We start from the raw sequence: 16419 nt of genomic DNA, 5'->3' as shown, positions 1-16419 counted from the left end.
GAGGGTAGAATTATGTAAGAAAGGATTCGCTCTATTATGCAATTAACTATTACATTTGTTGTTTTAGCGATCAGTATCGTTTTGTTTATAAGCAATCGAGTGCGTGCAGACCTCGTTGCGATTCTTGCACTTTTAGCTTTTGTTATTTCAGGTGTGTTAGAGCCTACGGAGGCACTTGCAGGGTTTTCTAATTCTGTCGTTATTATGATTGCAGGGCTATTTGTTGTGGGAGCTGGAATTGTTCGGACAGGTCTGGCACAGTCTGCTGGGAATTTATTGTTGAAGTGGTCGGGGAAAAGCGAGAGGAAATTATTCGTTTTATTACTTATTATTACAGGCAGTGTTGGCTCATTTATGAGTAATACGGGGGTAGTTGCTTTAATGCTACCGATTGTAATTAGCATTGCCATCAGTATTAATAGCAGCCCGTCAAAGTATTTAATCCCCCTATCTTATATTAGTAGCTTGTCAGGGCTAATGACACTAATTGCCACACCGGCCAATCTGATTGTCAGCCAGGTCCTTGTAGATAATGGATTTGAAAAACTAGGTTTTTTTGAAATTACCCCACTTGGAATTATTGGAATCACTACTGGTATCTTATATTTTCTTGTTGCTCGAAAATATGTGTTGCCGAATGATAAAAGAAAAAATAATGCCGGAGAAGGGCATAAATTATCTCCACAGCAACTGGCAGCAGATTATGAGTTAGGTGGTAACTTGCATCGTATTCGAGTGGTAGAGGATTCTTCGATTATTGGAAAACAACTCGCGGAGTTAAAGCTTCCTGCAAAATATCATCTTGCTATTTTGAAAATTGACCGTAAGTCGATGGAAGGCATGAATATCCTACCTATCCGTTATCAGGAAATGGCTGGTCCTATGAGTGTGATTGAAGGCAAGGATATTTTATATGTTCAAGGTCCACTAGAAAATACTTTGCAATTTGTGAGAGATTTTCACTTAGAGGTTGATGAAGAAACGAATGCAGAGGAACTCGTTTCTAAACAATTGGGCATAGCAGAGGTACTATTAACTCCACATTCCAATTTGATAAACGAAACGGTTGGAAGTATTAGTTTCCGAGAAAAATATAACTTAAATATACTAGGCATTAATCGCAAAGGAGAATATGTATTAACCGAAATGGCGGATGTACGATTGCGTTTCGGGGATGCGTTGTTGGTCCAAGGTGCTTGGGAAGAGATTGAGCTTTTGTCTAGAGCTGTAAAAGATGTTGTGATTATTGGGCAGCCTAAAGAGCATGCAAGTATGGCTGCTGCTAGTGGGAAAGCGCCAATTGCTGGAGCAATTATGCTATTAATGATTGGGTTAATGGTTTTGGAAGTGTTTCCTGCAGTCATTTCTGTTCTTTTAGCCGCTACTTTAATGGTCATGACTGGGTGTCTTCGTAATATGGATGATGCGTATGGCAAAATGAACTGGGAAAGTATTATTTTAATCGCCGCCATGCTTCCAATGGCAACTGCTCTTGAAAAAACAGGTGGTATGGTAATTCTTTCTGAAGGGATAGTTAATCTTCTTGGTGGGTTCGGTGCAATGGGAGTGTTAGCTGGTATTTACTTTGTGACGATGGTATTTGGTCAATTTATTAGTAATACTGCGACTGCCGTTTTGTTTGCCCCAATAGCAATGACTGCAGCCATTAGTTTAGATGCAAATCCGTATACATTTTTAATCGCTATAGCTGTATCTTCAAGTATGGCTTTTGCGACTCCTGTAGCGTCTCCTACTAATGCATTAGTAATGACAGCAGGAGGATATAAATTTTTTGACTTTATCAAGGCAGGAATACCTTTACAAATAATTATGTTCATCATTATGATGATTGCAATTCCAATATTTTTCCCATTGTAATTTTAAAGAGTTTCTCTTCCAAAGAGATGCTCTTTTTTTGTTTGACAATTTGTTGGAATATGATATAACTAATATTGTTAAGCCTAAAACAAAGTATGCAAGTAGGAATAATATGATTCAAAAAGGGGTTAAAAAATGGGCAGAGAATTTGTCGATATTTTTGATTATTGGGCAGACTCTTATGATGCTTCCGTTTCGGGTAAAGATCCGGAGTATCGAGATGTATTCGAAGGCTATGAAACTATTTTAAGTGAGGTAGCTAAACGTGTTTCTGGTACTATTATTGAATTTGGAACAGGAACTGGGAATTTAACTGCCAAGTTATTAGAAGCAGGTTTTTCAGTTATTGGTATCGAACCTAATACTAAGATGCTTGAAGTAACCGCTAAACGTTTTCCTTCTATTAACTTAGTTGATGGAGATTTACTTGAATTTAATGTACAAAATGAAAATATAGATGCATTTGTAAGCACTTATGTGTTTCATCACTTAACGGATGATGAAAAAGGAATAGCAATGAAAAAATATGCTAACCTACTTTCGAAAAATGGAAAGGTCGTTTTTGCAGATACTGTTTTTCTTACAGAGGAAGCCAAACAAGCACAAATTGCTAAGGAAAGAAATCGTGGATTTTTAAATGTAGTAGAAGATCTGGAACGAGAATATTATACAACGATTCCTAAACTAAAAGAATTGTTCACAGAAGCAGGTTTTCAAGTAGAATTCGTGAAAATGAATGATTATGTTTGGTTAATGGATGCAACCAAAAAATAAGGAGCGATAACGATGAAAAAAATGAATGTAGAAAGCTTTAACTTAGATCACACAAAAGTAGCGGCACCATTTGTACGCCTTGCAGGTACAAAAGTAGGGAACAGTGGCGATGTAATATTAAAATATGACATCCGTTTTAAACAGCCAAATAAAGAGCATATGGAAATGCCTGGTCTACACTCTTTAGAGCATTTAATGGCAGAAAATATTCGCAATCATACTGATCAAGTAGTGGATTTGAGTCCTATGGGCTGTCAAACTGGTTTCTACCTATCTGTTATCAATCATGATAACTTTGAGGAAATTCTGGAAATCTTAGAAAAAACATTACAAGATGTTTTACAAGCAACAGAGGTTCCAGCTTGCAATGAAGTCCAATGTGGTTGGGCTGCAAGTCATAGTTTGGAAGGTGCGAAAGAAATAGCTTCTGACATGCTAGCTAAAAAAGAGGAATGGCGTCAAATTTATAAAGAGGAAGCATAATGAACATTTTTAGTAGTGTACAAGATTTAATAGGCAACACACCCGTAGTAGAGATAAAACATATTCCTATTCCTAATAATTGCCGTATTTTCGCAAAGCTTGAATATTTTAATCCTGGTGGCAGTGTAAAGGATCGACTAGGCTTGTCTTTGATTGAAGATGCTGAGAGGTCTGGGAAACTTCTACCAGGCGGTACCATTATTGAACCTACTGCAGGTAATACTGGTATAGGAGTTGCTTTAGCTGCAATTGGTAAAGGATATAAAGTTATTTTTGTTGTTCCACAAAAATTTAGTGTTGAAAAGCAAACGTTAATGCGTGCATTAGGGGCGGAGATAGTAAACACAGATACAGCTTTAGGCATGCAGGGAGCGATTAAAAAAGCTGTAGAACTAGTGGCTACAACACCAAATGCTTTCTCTCCTTCTCAATTTTCTAACCCTGCAAATCCAGCTACGTACACAAAGACAATCGGACCTGAATTATGGCGAGATTTAGATGGTGAAATTGATGTCTTTGTTGCAGGTGCAGGATCAGGTGGAACATTTATGGGTACTTCAATCTATTTGAAAAAACAAAAAGAATCGATTAAAACAGTTATTGTAGAACCGGTCGGATCCATATTAAATGGTGGTGAATCTGGTTCTCATGTGACAGAAGGTATCGGTATGGAGTTTCTACCGGACTTCATGGATACTTCCTATTTTAATGCAATCCATACTGTTACAGATGAGGATGCATTTCAACAATTACGAGCACTTTCAAAAAAAGAAGGCTTACTAGTCGGAAGCTCATCTGGAGCTGCTTTTCAAGCTGCATTGAAGGAAGCAGAGATAGCGAAAGAGGGAAGTCATATTGTAACGATTTTCCCAGATTCGAGCGAACGATATTTAAGCCAGAACGTTTATGAACTTTTCAAGGAGGAATAAGGATGCGCGCTAAAACGAAGTTAATACATGCAGGAATTGTTGGGGACGAGGCAACTGGAGCAGTATCGACGCCTATTTATCAAGTAAGTACGTATAAACAAGAGGCAGTAGGCAAATTCAAAGGCTATGAATATTCACGTACTGGTAATCCTACACGTCATGCTTTGGAAGTATTAATCAGCGAGCTAGAAGGCGGAGTTGCAGGGTTTGCTTTCGCATCTGGAATGGCAGCAACAAGCTCTGTTATGATGCTTTTTAGTAAAGGTGACCATGTTATTTTAACGGATGATGTATACGGTGGAACTTTCCGTGTAATTTCTAAAGTATTGAATCGCTTTGGCATTGAAGCGACATTCGTAGATACTGGAAATTTATCGAATGTAGAAGCGGCTATCCAAGAAAATACAAAAGCAATTTTCTTAGAAACCCCTACAAATCCATTGTTGAAAATTACCGATATTGAAGCAATTTCCAAGTTTGCGAAAGAAAAAGGATTACTAACTATTGTAGATAATACGTTCATGACGCCATATTTCCAACAACCGATATCACTTGGTGCGGACATTGTCGTGCATAGTGCGACTAAATATTTGGGTGGACATAGTGATGTTGTGGCAGGTCTTGTTGTTGTAAACTCGGATCAGCTAGCAACCGACTTACACTTTGTTCAAAACTCTGTAGGAGCAGTTCTTGGGCCGCAGGATTCTTGGTTGCTTATGCGTGGTATTAAAACACTGGGTATTCGGATGGAAGAGCATAATGTAAATGCTCAACGAATTGCAGAGTTCCTAAATAATCATGAAGCTGTTTCTAACGTTTTTTATCCTGGTCTAGCTACTCATCCAGGACATAACTTGATGAAGAAACAGTCTACAGGATTTGGCGGAATGATTTCCTTCGATGTTGGAAGTGGGGAGAAAGCAGATGAGCTTTTAGCGAAGCTTCGCTACTTTACACTTGCAGAGAGTTTAGGTGCGGTGGAGAGTTTAATCTCAGTTCCTGCGCGAATGACTCATGCATCCATCCCAAGTGAGCGTCGCGCTGAGCTTGGTATTACAGATGGGCTTGTCCGAATTTCAGTAGGAATTGAAGATGTGGAAGACTTATTAGAGGATTTAACACAAGCACTCGCATAATGTTGGATTAAGCATATCCCTTTGACAGAGGGGGTGTGCTTTTTTGTTGCTATATATCATTTAGTTGGAATATGAACAGGTTTAGTTGGAATAATAGACACTTTAGTTGGAATTTCAATATATTTAAGAAAGAGAGGCTGTAACCTCTCTTCATTATTACCAGAAAAATGCGGAAGCTAGTACGATGCCTGTAATCGCACCTAGTGCAATACCGTAGCCAAAGTCCGATCCGTATCCTCCAAAGCCGAAAAATCCAAGTCCGTAACCACCAAGATTTTCATCAGGACGAAGCCATACCATATTTCTATTAACTCTTGTAACCTCTCCACGATGTACTCGCCCTTGGTTATCTACAATTCTTACTCGTTTTCCCTGATAGCTACAACAGAGATTATACATATCATTTTGATTCATCTATAGTCCTCCTCTCCCTAAAACTACATACAAGTATGTTCTGTTAGTTTATGTTGGTCCTGTGGACTTGCTAGAGACACTTGTCTATACACGGTAACTAAAATAAATTAAAAACATATGCTATAAGACAAAAAGGAGAGGGTTCATGTCGGTCAAAGAAACGAGAAATTTACTCTTTACATTTGCTGAAAAATGCGAAGAACAGCATGGGAGAGGGGTTGAGACTTTACAGCGAGAGATTATATGCGATTCAGTTATGAAGTTTTTCCCAGAGGTAAATTCGGAGGTCATACAATACGAACTTTTAAAAAACGGTTTATTTGAACCGACTGAATGGAAGTCTTTAAAGAAAACCGTGCGAAAATTAGAACTCAATCATGTTTGGGATATTGTGAAACAAGAATATAAATATTTGCGAGAATTATGGGGAGGTCCCAAGGTTTCTATTTATATTTATCCGATAAAAAAAGAAAGTGCACAGTGGAGAAAGGATTTTCCCCGTAAAAACGGGATCGCTTATCGAAATGTACTTTTTCTTTTCGTCTCTCCTGAGCTTAACAAAGAAGAGATTAAAGCATTAGTAGCCCATGAGTATAATCATGTATGTAGATTGAAATTTTTAAGTTCTCCGCCAGCAGCCATCTCCTTAGCAGATTCAGTGATCATTGAGGGGCTAGGCGAGTTTGCGGTAAAACAGTTGTACGGAAAAAAGTGGATAGCTCCTTGGACGAATATGTATCGTTTGGAAGAGGCGAAAGAAGTGTGGGAAAGGCATTTTGTACCTGGCTTGCACATAAAGGGTATTAAAAATCACCAGCTATACTTATTTGGTCAAAATAAGACGCCGTTTCCGAAGTGGATTGGCTATCATATTGGCTATCAAATTGTGTATACGTACAATAAAAAACGTGGGCCTTTTGTTATGAAGGAATTGCTGCTTAAGTCATCTGATGAAATTATAGCAGGCTCTGATTTTGCTATATAAACTGGAATACTTTCCTATACAAAAAGCGTCATCTCTGACTTTCAAGAGATGACGCTTTTTGGGGAAGGAATTGATTTTTTATCTAATATTGTAGCAACTCAGAGGATTCACCATTACTCAAATCGATAGTTTCAATAAATCTTTCAACTGTAGTTGTTAAATACGTATTGGAACGTCTGATAAATACGGTTTTAATTTCACTGTATTTCGTAGGCAATAAATGACAGTGGATCAGTCCGCGGGCTTCTAAATGGGACACTGCTGACCTTGGGATAAAAGTGATGCCTAAGCCAGCGACAACACTGCTTAAAATCGTTTCTAACGTTCCAAACTCCATTACTTTTTTAGGAACTATATTTTCATCTTTATACCAAGCTTCTAATCTAGCTCTGTATCCACAGCCTTTGCTAAAACACAAAAAGGGTTCATTTTTCAGTTGCTCTAGAGTTGTAGTATTTATATTTGATATTAATACTAGTTCTTCTTGAAAAACATCATGGGAGACAAGCTCTGGATGAGGAGTAGTTTCTGTAACAAAAGCTCCGTCTAATCGATGATTCAATACTTCCTCCTGCAGTTTTTCTGTGACACCTGAGAAGAGAGAAAGGTCTACCTCTTTATACTTTTTAGTAAATGCAGATAAAATAGTTGGTAGTTTTATAACAGTTTCGACTGTTCCAATTTCTAATTTTCCCGATGGGTGTTCTTTATTTTGCACTACCTTTTTCATTTCGTTGGTTAATGATAAAATTTGCTCGCAATATACTAATAGCTTTTTTCCTTCAGGTGTTAAATTCATCCCTCTATTATGGCGGTTAAATAATGGTGTATTTAGCTCTACTTCTAATTTTTTAATACGTGCTGTAATGTTGGATTGAACATAACTCAGTTCTTTTGCGACTGCTGTAACTGTTCCTTTTTGAGCAACAAGTTGAAATATTTCTAAGTCTTTTAACTCCACCTTGCATTCACTCCTTTGTAAAATTACATGATATCACAATAAATGATACATAACATCAAAAATAATCATTTTACATGATAGGTAATCATGACGTTTAATAGATAAGGGAATACGAGAAGGAGAATAAATTTTATGAAAAATAATATTTTTTTAGGTGCCTTATTATGTTTTATCGCAAGTGTGTCATGGGGAGCAATGTTTCCGGTAGCGCATCATGCTTTTACTTATATTGATCCATTTTACTTTACTATTTTCCGCTACGGAGCAGTCTCCATAATTTTAGTTTTACTTTTACTATGGAAGGAAGGACCAAAGGCGTTTCGATTGGAGGGAAAGGGAAGGTTATTATGGTTTTTTGGGACAATGGCTTTTACTGTCTATAACTTACTTATTTTCTGGGGTGAAGACTTACTAGGAGAACCAGGTGTTATGGTTGCTTCTATTATGGAATCGTTAATGCCCATGATTTCAATTATAATCGTTTGGCTATTTTATAGACGCCGTCCTTATTTATTTACAATTTTATGTGTGGTGGTTTCTTTTGTGGGAGCAATACTTGTTATTACTAAAGGTGATATCACTTCCTTTTTGACTGCTACCAATAATATAATTCCATCTATATTGATTTTCATCGCGGTTATTGGCTGGGTTATTTATACAATGGGTGGAGACAAGTTTAGAGGCTGGTCTGTGCTTCGTTATTCGACATTAAGCTGTTTACTAGGTACGATTTCTGCAGTTGTCATTGTAGCAATAGCAACGATGGTAGGATACGTCTCTGTGCCGACATTTGGTACTATTCAAACAGTTAGTCCACATCTGCTATTTATGATTGTCTTTCCTGGAGTTATTGCTTTAGTTGGATGGAATATTGGTGTTAGTATTCTTTCGCCTTTAAATGCTTTGTTGTTTATTAACTTTGTTCCTGTTACGACACTTGTTATTTCAAGTGTTCAAGGTAACCATATCTCTTCCTTTGAAATTATAGGAGTTGGTTTTATCATTCTGGCTCTTCTTGCTAATAATATTTTTGTCCGTTTAATTCAAAAGAAAGAGACGAGTCAACAAGTAAAGCAAAGTTTACAAGAGAGTATTTCCTAGTTATAAAGCGACTTTCACTACAATGAAAATATTGTAGAAGAAGGCGCTTTTTTTGTGAATATTTACGCTATACTAGTTTTAGTATAATAAGGTTGGTGGGAATAATGTTTAAATATATGGGAGAATTATTATTAGTACTTACCGCTATTATTTGGGGTAGTGGATTTGTAGCAAGTGCAGTAGCTTTGGAACATTATACGCCGTATCAGATTTTAGCTGGCAGGTTTTTAATCGGAGCGGTTATATTAAGTCTTATATTTTTCAAAAAGTTTAATAAGCTAAACAAAAATACGCTTATTAAAGGAGCGCTATTAGGGCTATTTTTATATATTGCTTTTGCTCTTCAAACAGTGGGACTCCAATTTACAACACCATCCAAAAACGCTTTTTTAACAGCCGTGAATGTTGTTATCGTTCCATTTATAGGTTTTCTTTTATATAAAAGAAAAATAGATATGTACGAACTAACTGGTGCTATTCTCGCTGTTGTTGGTATTGCTGTCCTATCTTTAAAATTATCTTCGGACATCAATATGGGAGATGTATTGACCTTAGGTTGTGCGGTAGGATTTGCTTTTCATATTTTTTACACGGCTAAGTTTGTTAAGACGGAAGATCCTGTTGTGCTTACGATTGTGCAAATGGTTACTGCATCAGTTATTGGTTGTATCGTCATACTATTTAGAGGAGAAACGAGTTTTTCCGTCGAATCTGAAGGTGTGCTGAATCTGTTATACTTAGGAATTTTTTCTACAACGATTGCTTTTCTCATGCAAACAGTGGCTCAAAAATATATTACAGAAACTAAGGCAGCCATTATATTAGCTACTGAATCGTTTTGGGGCATGGTCTTTTCCATTATCATTTTGAGTGAAATCATGACAGGAAGAATGATTATTGGAGCATTTCTTATTTTGTTAGCTATTCTAATTTCCGAAACAAAAATGAGATTTTTGAAAAAGGATAAAATGAAAACAGTCGGCTGATTTTACAGTTTGTGGTATAAAATCTCGCTGGAGCTTTTTGTGAAGGTATGTAGTTTTACAATCGATTCACAAGATAGTATGATTTTGACTCCAGCGACCACACTGTATGGAAGACGTATGCATACATGAGAGATGCATCATACTCGGGTTCCTGCTGCATTAAGAGGTGCTTATTATTGTTCCACTAAGGATGCGTTGGTTGTTAAAAGCGTCTGTCTTTACTCATTAAATCTTCCCATGATTATGGTATTATAATAATTCCCATCTGATAGTAGCTTATCCTTCTTCAATACCCCTTCTTCTTCAAAACCATATTTTTTATAAAGCATGATGGCTTTTTGATTAGTTTCCAGTACGTTCAAAGTAATTTTCTTAATTTCGTTTGTATCAGCGAACTTAATTGTTTCATTTAACAAGTTTGTACCAATGCCGTATCCCCAGAAATCCTTGAGTACACAAACGCCAAATGCAACTTTATGAGACATTCTTTTCAACTGACTTCCTTCACACCTTGAAAAGCCAACAATCTTACCGTTTGCTTTGCAAACTAAAAATAGATTATAAGGACTTTTGGTGTCTTCAATGATTAGTTGTTTAAAACTAGCTTCATCTATGTATGCTTCGCCCATTTCTCTATCCATATTTTCTGTTTCGCCATCTATCTGCAACCTCACTTGAGATAAAGTTTTCGCATCCTCCTCTTTTGCTGACCTTATTACATAACTCAAATTTCGTATATTAAATTTTATTGGATTTCCTCTAATTACAAACATCTCCTTTCTTCAACTTTTCTGCAGTTTAGTTTAAGCGAACACTTTCACATATTTTAATATTTCAATTTCTCTTCATGTATGAATCGTTATTTCTGGTAAAAGATAAGAACGAATCTTAGTTGTTTTCGATATGTTATCCCATATCGTCGCTATCATTCGTAGAACTAATGAAGGAGGAGTTAATCAGTGGGATTTATACATCGGCTTGCTTTAGCCCTCGTTATAATTGGTGCAATTAACTGGGGATTGATCGGCTTTTTCGAATTCGATTTAGTTGCTTCTATTTTTGGAGGTCAAACTGCAGCTTTTTCTAGAGTGATCTATGCATTAGTAGGAATAAGCGGCTTAATCTGCATTCCACTTTTATTTAGAACGTCTGAGGAAGAAGAGTTCGGAACAAGCAGACAAAGTTCTCGAAACCTTCAATATGGAACTGAATTCGGGGAGGAACCAGAATTCACGGATATAAATGAAGCAGCTTCAAAAGAGAATGAGAAAAATAAATAACTAAGAAAGGATAGATAACTGCACCTTCAAGCAGATTATCTATCCTTTTTTAATAAGCATTTATTGATGCGGAAACTTATTTCCCCTTAAAAACCGGCTTTCTTTTTTCTCCGAAGGCTTGTAATGCTTCTAATCGATCTTCTGTAGGTATTGTAATTTCATATGCTTTTCTTTCAATACTTAAGCCAGTTTGTAGATCAACATTCATCCCGTGTTTTACAGCGAATTTAGCTTGCTGCAAAGCAATAGGTCCATTTGCAAGCATTAGTTTTGCAAATGCCTCTGTTTCTTCTTGGAGAGCTTCTCGAGTTGTTACCTTTGTGACTAATCCATAGGACATCGCTTCATCTGCTTTTAGTCTTCTAGCAGTTAATATCAATTCTAATGCTTTAGATTCTCCTATAAGTCTTGGCAGACGTTGAGTTCCACCAGCTCCTGGGATTATTGCTAAACTTGTCTCCGTCAAGCCAAGTAGAATATCATCTGAAGCAATTCTAAAATCACAGGCAAGCGCCAATTCTGTTCCGCCACCAAAAGCATAGCCATTTAGCATAGCTATAGTGGGTTGAGGAAGGTTTTCAATCGCTGTAAATACTTCGCCAATTTTATATATATTCCGTTTAACTTGTTGATCAGTTAATGTTTTTCTTTCCTTTAAGTCTGCACCAACACTAAATGATTTTTCTCCTGCACCCGTGAAAATAACAACACGAATATCAGGGTTAATACGTATAGATTCTGTAATATCTCCGAGTTTACGTAGCATTTCATAGTTAAATGCATTTAATGCGTCTGGTCTGTTTAGCGTGACATATGCTATATTCCCCTGTTGTGTATAACGAATAGATTCCATTATTATTTCTCCCCTTTCGATGTTCTTCCCCATTACCAAACATATCATGTTCCAAGTTTTCTGTCATCCGCAGGTAATAATTAGAAAATACATCGATTTCCTTGGAAATATTTGCTACAATAGACATATTGAATATTTAGGATTTGAGGAGTTTGTATGGATGTTTTTGTGGCAAGACAACCAATCTTTACAAAAAATGAGCATATTTTTGCCTTTGAATTATTGTATCGTAATAGTGGTACGAATGTATTTCCTATTACAGACGGAGATTTTGCGACTTTAGAGGTATTAACTCATTCATTTTTAACGATTGGTATAAACAACCTTGTTGGAGAAAAATTATGCTTTATTAACTTTACAGAAAACTTATTAGATAATACAGTATTTGACAAGATTCCACCTAAACGTGTTGTTGTGGAAGTTCTAGAGGATATTTCGATTACGCCGACTTTAATTGAAAAGCTTAAATATATTAAAAAACTCGGATTTTTAATTGCATTGGATGATTTTATATTACATGAAAATATAAATTTATATGATGAATTATTTAGTTTAGTTAATTTTATAAAAGTAGATTTCATGTTGAGTAAACCTTCTGAAAGACAAGTAATTGAAAAAATTGTGAAGAACAATTATCCTCATATTGTTCTGTTAGCTGAAAAAGTAGAAACGCGTGAAGAATTTTATCAGGCAAAAGAAGCTGGATACGGGTTATTCCAAGGGTACTTTTTTGCTAAACCTGAAATTATTAAAGGAACAGATGTACCAGCTAATATGGCACAGTATTTTCGTATTATTAGCTTACTTAGTGACCCAGTTTCTTCTATTGAACAAATAGCAGAGGAAATAGAGCGTGATGTGTCGCTTTCCTTTAAAGTTTTGAAAATTATTAACTCCCCAACCTCCAGAAAAAGATCTAAGATTCGTTCCATTAAACAAGCTGTAGTGATGTTGGGCTTAGAAGAATTGAATCATTGGTTATATGTATTAATGTTAAGAGAGTCGACCGTAAATTCAAATGGCGATGGCATGGCTCTAATTGAAGCATCCTTATTCCGTGCGAAGTTTTGTGAGCTGTTAGCCAAAAATCATTCATTACGAAACTCTTCTGAATATTTTCTTGTAGGAATGTTTTCTTTAATAGATACATTATTGCATCAAAAGATGACTCTTTTGCTTCAAGAACTGCCTCTCACAGATGAGGTAATAGAGACGCTAGCAGGAAAAAGTACCGATATGACTCCTTATTTAGAACTTGCCGTAGCATGCGACGAAGTTAGATGGAATGCTATGATTGCAGGTGCTGGAGCTATGGGTATTGATCATATTACATTAAACAAATATTATTTAGAAGCCCGTAGGTGGGCTATGGATATAGTAGCTTAAGAACAACTGCCATTTTAGAGATGGCAGTTGTTCTTTTTAGTGATTGTTTTTTCTAATGTTTCATTTATATACCAATAACTCGTTTGTTGCTTTTTCCGATAAAAGTAGTACAATTAAAAATAAGAACGTACGTTCCTAAAAGGAGAAGGAGGAGTAGTTATGCCATTAATACCGGAAGAGGCAATTCCATATCTTGAAAACATGATTTATCTTCCAATGGTCTTGACTATTTTAGAAAAAGATCGGACTATTTTTGAAAATGCTCCATTTAAATTGAAGCGTCCGTATATCGTTTTAGTAGAAGAAGCAGGAAAGCAAGTACAAAAAGAGTTAAAACAGACGCATATGTACATGAAGCGTCACAGTATGAAAGTTCTTCGGGGAGAAGGAGATGATATGTTCACAGAGTATGTATTTTTTCATGGTGGCTATGAAGAACATCGTCGTTACTTAAATGTTCGTCTCCGCAATAGAGTTGAAGAACTACTATCTATATATTTGGCAGTAGTAGAAAAACTTCGTTAGTACTGTGTGTCTTTTTGAATTCGTGGAGTTTGCGTGGTGTAACCAGTGTTTATTAAATAGCTCATCCGTTTCAGTAAATGCATATTTAGTATATTAGCAAATCCGACCTGTCTACTTATTGTTTGTGGAGAAGAAGGAACAATTATTTTTTGGCCATTTGTTAAAACAACGACACAACCTTCCTCAGACGGATAAAATCCTGCTATTGCCTTCAAAGAGAACCACACATTTAAATCAGATTTTGGCGAGAGTATTGGTAAGAAAATACATGGATTTCCGAAGTCATGCGCTATAAGAATTGGTAACTTTAAATAATTTCCAATCGCATCTCTCGATAATCGTACTGTATGCTGAAACGAAGAGCCATAAAAAGAACAAGAGTGACGAACAATATCAAAAGGCTTTTTACCTATAATATGGGATTCACCTGAAAAGTTAGTTACTTTCGTAAATATCATATTATTCACTATAAAAGGTTGAAGTACAGCGGTTTCAAATGAAATAAAATAAGATTTTTCTTCTGCTTTATTCGACATAAAAATCCACCCCTTTGTATTATATACCTCAATTATAGTTAATATTGGAAGTAAAGCAAGTATATATACCGAAATTTCGGAATATTACATATTAACTATGTAATCTTAATTTTCTAAAAATGATTGCAAGTAGCTCGTTGCTTTTATATAATAGAAAAAAGACATCGGGGTGATGGAGATGGACAAACAATATTCATATGCAGATTTCTTGAAAGCAATGGGCCAGGCAGGGAAGGAAAGCTCTGCTGAAAATTTGTTAAACGAAATATATCTTGATATGTTTTTGAACATAATCCACCGGGAACAAAGTAGTAAACGTCTCTTAACATTAATAGATGAGGCATTGGATCAGAAAGACATGGCAGCATTTATGGATTATACAACTGCACTTCATCAACTAAACAGTCCTAAATAATCAAATCTAACGTAAAAAACCACTTCTATTGAAGTGGTTTTTTTATATCGCAAAATTCTATTTCTTTTGACAAAATAGTACGTTAAGCTAAGAGAAGTTGAAAGATTTACCACTATAAGTGTTAAAGAAGGAGGATGCAATAAATGAAACGTTGTTTGCTGACAGCATTATTTTTACTATTAATTCTACCAACTATTGTCCAAGCAGAAGACAGATGGGATATTAAAACCCTTGATACCTATCAAGTACTAACGGATGCCTCCATTGATTCTTCTATATTATTAGATGGTACAAAAGCTGATGTGTACGAAACAACAGGTTTACAGGAAGGATATTATAAAATTGATTTTAATGGAGTACAAGGATTTATCCATAGTAGTCAAGCAAGCACTTTGTTTGAACAAGAGCGAATGAGTTTTAAAGTAGTGGAGGATCAAATCCCATACTATATTATGACAAAAGGAAAGCTAGTGCAAAAAGGAATTCTGTTAAAAGAAGCTGTTTTAACTCGTACTAAAACTGCTTCTGTCTATCATTTAGTAGAAGTGGGTAAAGAAGTATACTATATTCCACTGGCAGGTACGATTCCTACGACGACGGAACCTATAATAGATACTAGCAAAAAAGCGAAATATCCAATGAAATTATATAATCGTGATGAGGTACCTATTTACAATAAACAATTAATCCAAATAGCAACTCTTTCCGCCAATCAATCAGTGGATTTAATAGCATTAGAAAAGAGTAAAGGTGTTATTTATTTTCTTGGACAAGAGGCAAGGATAAATATGAATGATTTTGTCCATATGGATTTATTGCAACCGAAAAAAGTTTTAACTTATGAAGAAATGACTTATTTACTTCAAGTAGTTGCAACATTATATCCAGAGTTTACAAAGCTCGAGCAAATAGGTAAATCTGTAGAAGGTACCCCTATGTATGCGATGAAAATAGGAAACGGCAAAAAGGAAGTTCTACTAGATGGTTCTTTACATGCTCGCGAGCATATGACGACAAACGTTGTAGTTGAAATGATTGACACATATAGCATTCATTACAAAAACAAATCTGTTTATGGTGGATATAATGTTCGTGAGACATTGGATCAAACTGCTATTTGGTTTATCCCCATGATGAATCCTGATGGTGTAAAACTTGTTCAATCCGGACCAAAATCGTTAAAAAATGGGGCACTTGCTACAAAGATAAATGGAAGTACTAATTTTAATAGGTGGAAATCCAATATTCGTGGAGTAGATTTAAATGATAACTTTGCGTCTGGTTGGGATAAGATTACCGGCGGTCATAAGAAACCTGCATATATGGCATATAAAGGACCTAGTGCTTTTAGTGAACCAGAGTCACAAGCATTTCGAGATTTCGTCAAAAAACACAAATTTAAAACGTATATTTCTTACCATTCTTCAGGTCAAATTATGTACTGGTTTAACTATCAAAAGCAAGCAGAATCCAAGCGAGATCAAGCATTGGCAAAAACATTATCAAAGCTCACTGGCTACAAAGTAATGCCTCCTCAATATTTGCCCGGTTCAGGGGCATCTGCTGATTGGTTTATCCAACAAACGAAAATGCCAGGTATCACATTAGAAATTTCTCCGTATGTAGGAGATATTCCTGTGCCTTTATCGAAGTGGGATGCTATCTGGAGGCAGAACAACAAAGTAGGCTTATATTTAGCGCAAGAAGCATCTAAAAGATAATAATGGAATTAACAAAAGTCACTGATATCAGTGACTTTTATTATAGATAAAAAACG

The 16419-nt window shown here is 35.9% G+C and carries 18 protein-coding genes; 13 read left to right on the top strand and 5 right to left on the bottom strand.

Annotated features, from left to right (window positions below):
• Positions 1-36: 36 nt before the first annotated feature.
• From MHI47_RS14720 to MHI47_RS14700, 5 genes are all read left to right on the top strand, one after another.
• Complete coding sequence (locus MHI47_RS14720; protein WP_340831319.1) at positions 37-1878, top strand: SLC13 family permease; 1842 nt, start codon at positions 37-39, stop codon at positions 1876-1878.
• Positions 1879-2013: 135 nt separating this feature from the next.
• On the top strand, positions 2014-2652 hold the full coding sequence (locus tag MHI47_RS14715; RefSeq protein WP_340831317.1) for a class I SAM-dependent DNA methyltransferase: 639 nt from the start codon (positions 2014-2016) through the stop codon (positions 2650-2652).
• Positions 2653-2664: 12 nt separating this feature from the next.
• Entirely contained in the window at positions 2665-3135 is a 471-nt protein-coding gene (locus MHI47_RS14710; RefSeq protein ID WP_340831316.1) for an S-ribosylhomocysteine lyase, read from the top strand.
• Positions 3135-4064, top strand: a complete 930-nt coding sequence (locus MHI47_RS14705) for a PLP-dependent cysteine synthase family protein (RefSeq protein WP_340769926.1) — start codon at positions 3135-3137, stop codon at positions 4062-4064. The genes MHI47_RS14710 and MHI47_RS14705 overlap by 1 nt, the downstream gene beginning before the upstream one ends.
• Before the next feature lie 2 nt (positions 4065-4066).
• Positions 4067-5200, top strand: coding sequence for a bifunctional cystathionine gamma-lyase/homocysteine desulfhydrase (locus MHI47_RS14700; protein ID WP_340831315.1), 1134 nt, complete (start codon positions 4067-4069; stop codon positions 5198-5200).
• 156 nt (positions 5201-5356) lie between these two features.
• Here MHI47_RS14700 and MHI47_RS14695 read toward each other — a convergent pair whose 3' ends face one another.
• On the bottom strand, positions 5357-5614 hold the full coding sequence (locus MHI47_RS14695) for a hypothetical protein (protein WP_340763229.1): 258 nt from the start codon (positions 5612-5614) through the stop codon (positions 5357-5359).
• Between the two features lie 145 nt (positions 5615-5759).
• Between MHI47_RS14695 and MHI47_RS14690 the strand changes: the two genes are divergently transcribed.
• On the top strand, positions 5760-6599 hold the full coding sequence (locus MHI47_RS14690; RefSeq protein ID WP_340831314.1) for a DUF2268 domain-containing protein: 840 nt from the start codon (positions 5760-5762) through the stop codon (positions 6597-6599).
• A gap of 82 nt (positions 6600-6681) precedes the next feature.
• Here MHI47_RS14690 and MHI47_RS14685 read toward each other — a convergent pair whose 3' ends face one another.
• Positions 6682-7560, bottom strand: a complete 879-nt coding sequence (locus MHI47_RS14685; protein ID WP_340763227.1) for a LysR family transcriptional regulator — start codon at positions 7558-7560, stop codon at positions 6682-6684.
• Between the two features lie 132 nt (positions 7561-7692).
• On the opposite strand from MHI47_RS14685, the gene MHI47_RS14680 reads away from it, so the two are divergent.
• Together MHI47_RS14680 and MHI47_RS14675 are read left to right on the top strand one after the other, a co-directional pair.
• Positions 7693-8661 (top strand): DMT family transporter, encoded by a 969-nt coding sequence (locus MHI47_RS14680; protein ID WP_340831312.1) that lies wholly within the window; start codon positions 7693-7695, stop codon positions 8659-8661.
• A 104-nt stretch (positions 8662-8765) separates the two neighbouring features.
• Positions 8766-9647, top strand: a complete 882-nt coding sequence (locus MHI47_RS14675) for a DMT family transporter (protein ID WP_340831311.1) — start codon at positions 8766-8768, stop codon at positions 9645-9647.
• Positions 9648-9865: 218 nt separating this feature from the next.
• On the opposite strand, the gene MHI47_RS14670 is transcribed toward MHI47_RS14675, so the two are convergent.
• Positions 9866-10420, bottom strand: coding sequence for a GNAT family N-acetyltransferase (locus MHI47_RS14670; RefSeq protein ID WP_340769917.1), 555 nt, complete (start codon positions 10418-10420; stop codon positions 9866-9868).
• Positions 10421-10606: 186 nt separating this feature from the next.
• Between MHI47_RS14670 and MHI47_RS14665 the strand changes: the two genes are divergently transcribed.
• A complete protein-coding gene (locus tag MHI47_RS14665; RefSeq protein WP_093537638.1) occupies positions 10607-10927 on the top strand; it encodes a DUF378 domain-containing protein in 321 nt (106 codons plus the stop codon).
• A 76-nt stretch (positions 10928-11003) separates the two neighbouring features.
• Here the strand turns inward: MHI47_RS14665 and MHI47_RS14660 are convergent, their stop codons facing one another.
• Positions 11004-11780, bottom strand: coding sequence for an enoyl-CoA hydratase-related protein (locus MHI47_RS14660; RefSeq protein ID WP_340763220.1), 777 nt, complete (start codon positions 11778-11780; stop codon positions 11004-11006).
• Positions 11781-11936: 156 nt separating this feature from the next.
• Here MHI47_RS14660 and MHI47_RS14655 point away from each other — a divergent pair, with 156 nt between their 5' ends.
• Positions 11937-13166 (top strand): EAL and HDOD domain-containing protein, encoded by a 1230-nt coding sequence (locus MHI47_RS14655; protein WP_340763219.1) that lies wholly within the window; start codon positions 11937-11939, stop codon positions 13164-13166.
• Positions 13167-13325: 159 nt separating this feature from the next.
• Positions 13326-13691: a hypothetical protein gene (locus tag MHI47_RS14650; RefSeq protein ID WP_093537641.1), complete on the top strand. Its 366-nt coding sequence runs from the start codon at positions 13326-13328 to the stop codon at positions 13689-13691.
• Here MHI47_RS14650 and MHI47_RS14645 read toward each other — a convergent pair.
• Complete coding sequence (locus tag MHI47_RS14645) at positions 13688-14227, bottom strand: competence protein ComK (RefSeq protein ID WP_175496285.1); 540 nt, start codon at positions 14225-14227, stop codon at positions 13688-13690. The two genes, MHI47_RS14650 and MHI47_RS14645, sit on opposite strands and share 4 nt — an antisense overlap.
• 178 nt (positions 14228-14405) lie before the next feature.
• Between MHI47_RS14645 and MHI47_RS14640 the strand changes: the two genes are divergently transcribed.
• Complete coding sequence (locus tag MHI47_RS14640) at positions 14406-14642, top strand: IDEAL domain-containing protein (protein WP_093537643.1); 237 nt, start codon at positions 14406-14408, stop codon at positions 14640-14642.
• Positions 14643-14785: 143 nt separating this feature from the next.
• Positions 14786-16363, top strand: coding sequence for a M14 family zinc carboxypeptidase (locus tag MHI47_RS14635; RefSeq protein ID WP_340763218.1), 1578 nt, complete (start codon positions 14786-14788; stop codon positions 16361-16363).
• Positions 16364-16419: the final 56 nt, after the last annotated feature.

Origin of the sequence: Psychrobacillus sp. FSL H8-0487 (genome assembly GCF_038008385.1) — a bacterium.
GTDB lineage: Bacteria > Bacillota > Bacilli > Bacillales_A > Planococcaceae > Psychrobacillus > Psychrobacillus psychrotolerans.
Note: the sequence above shows the minus strand (reverse complement) of the source record. Positions and strands in the feature narration are given on the sequence as shown.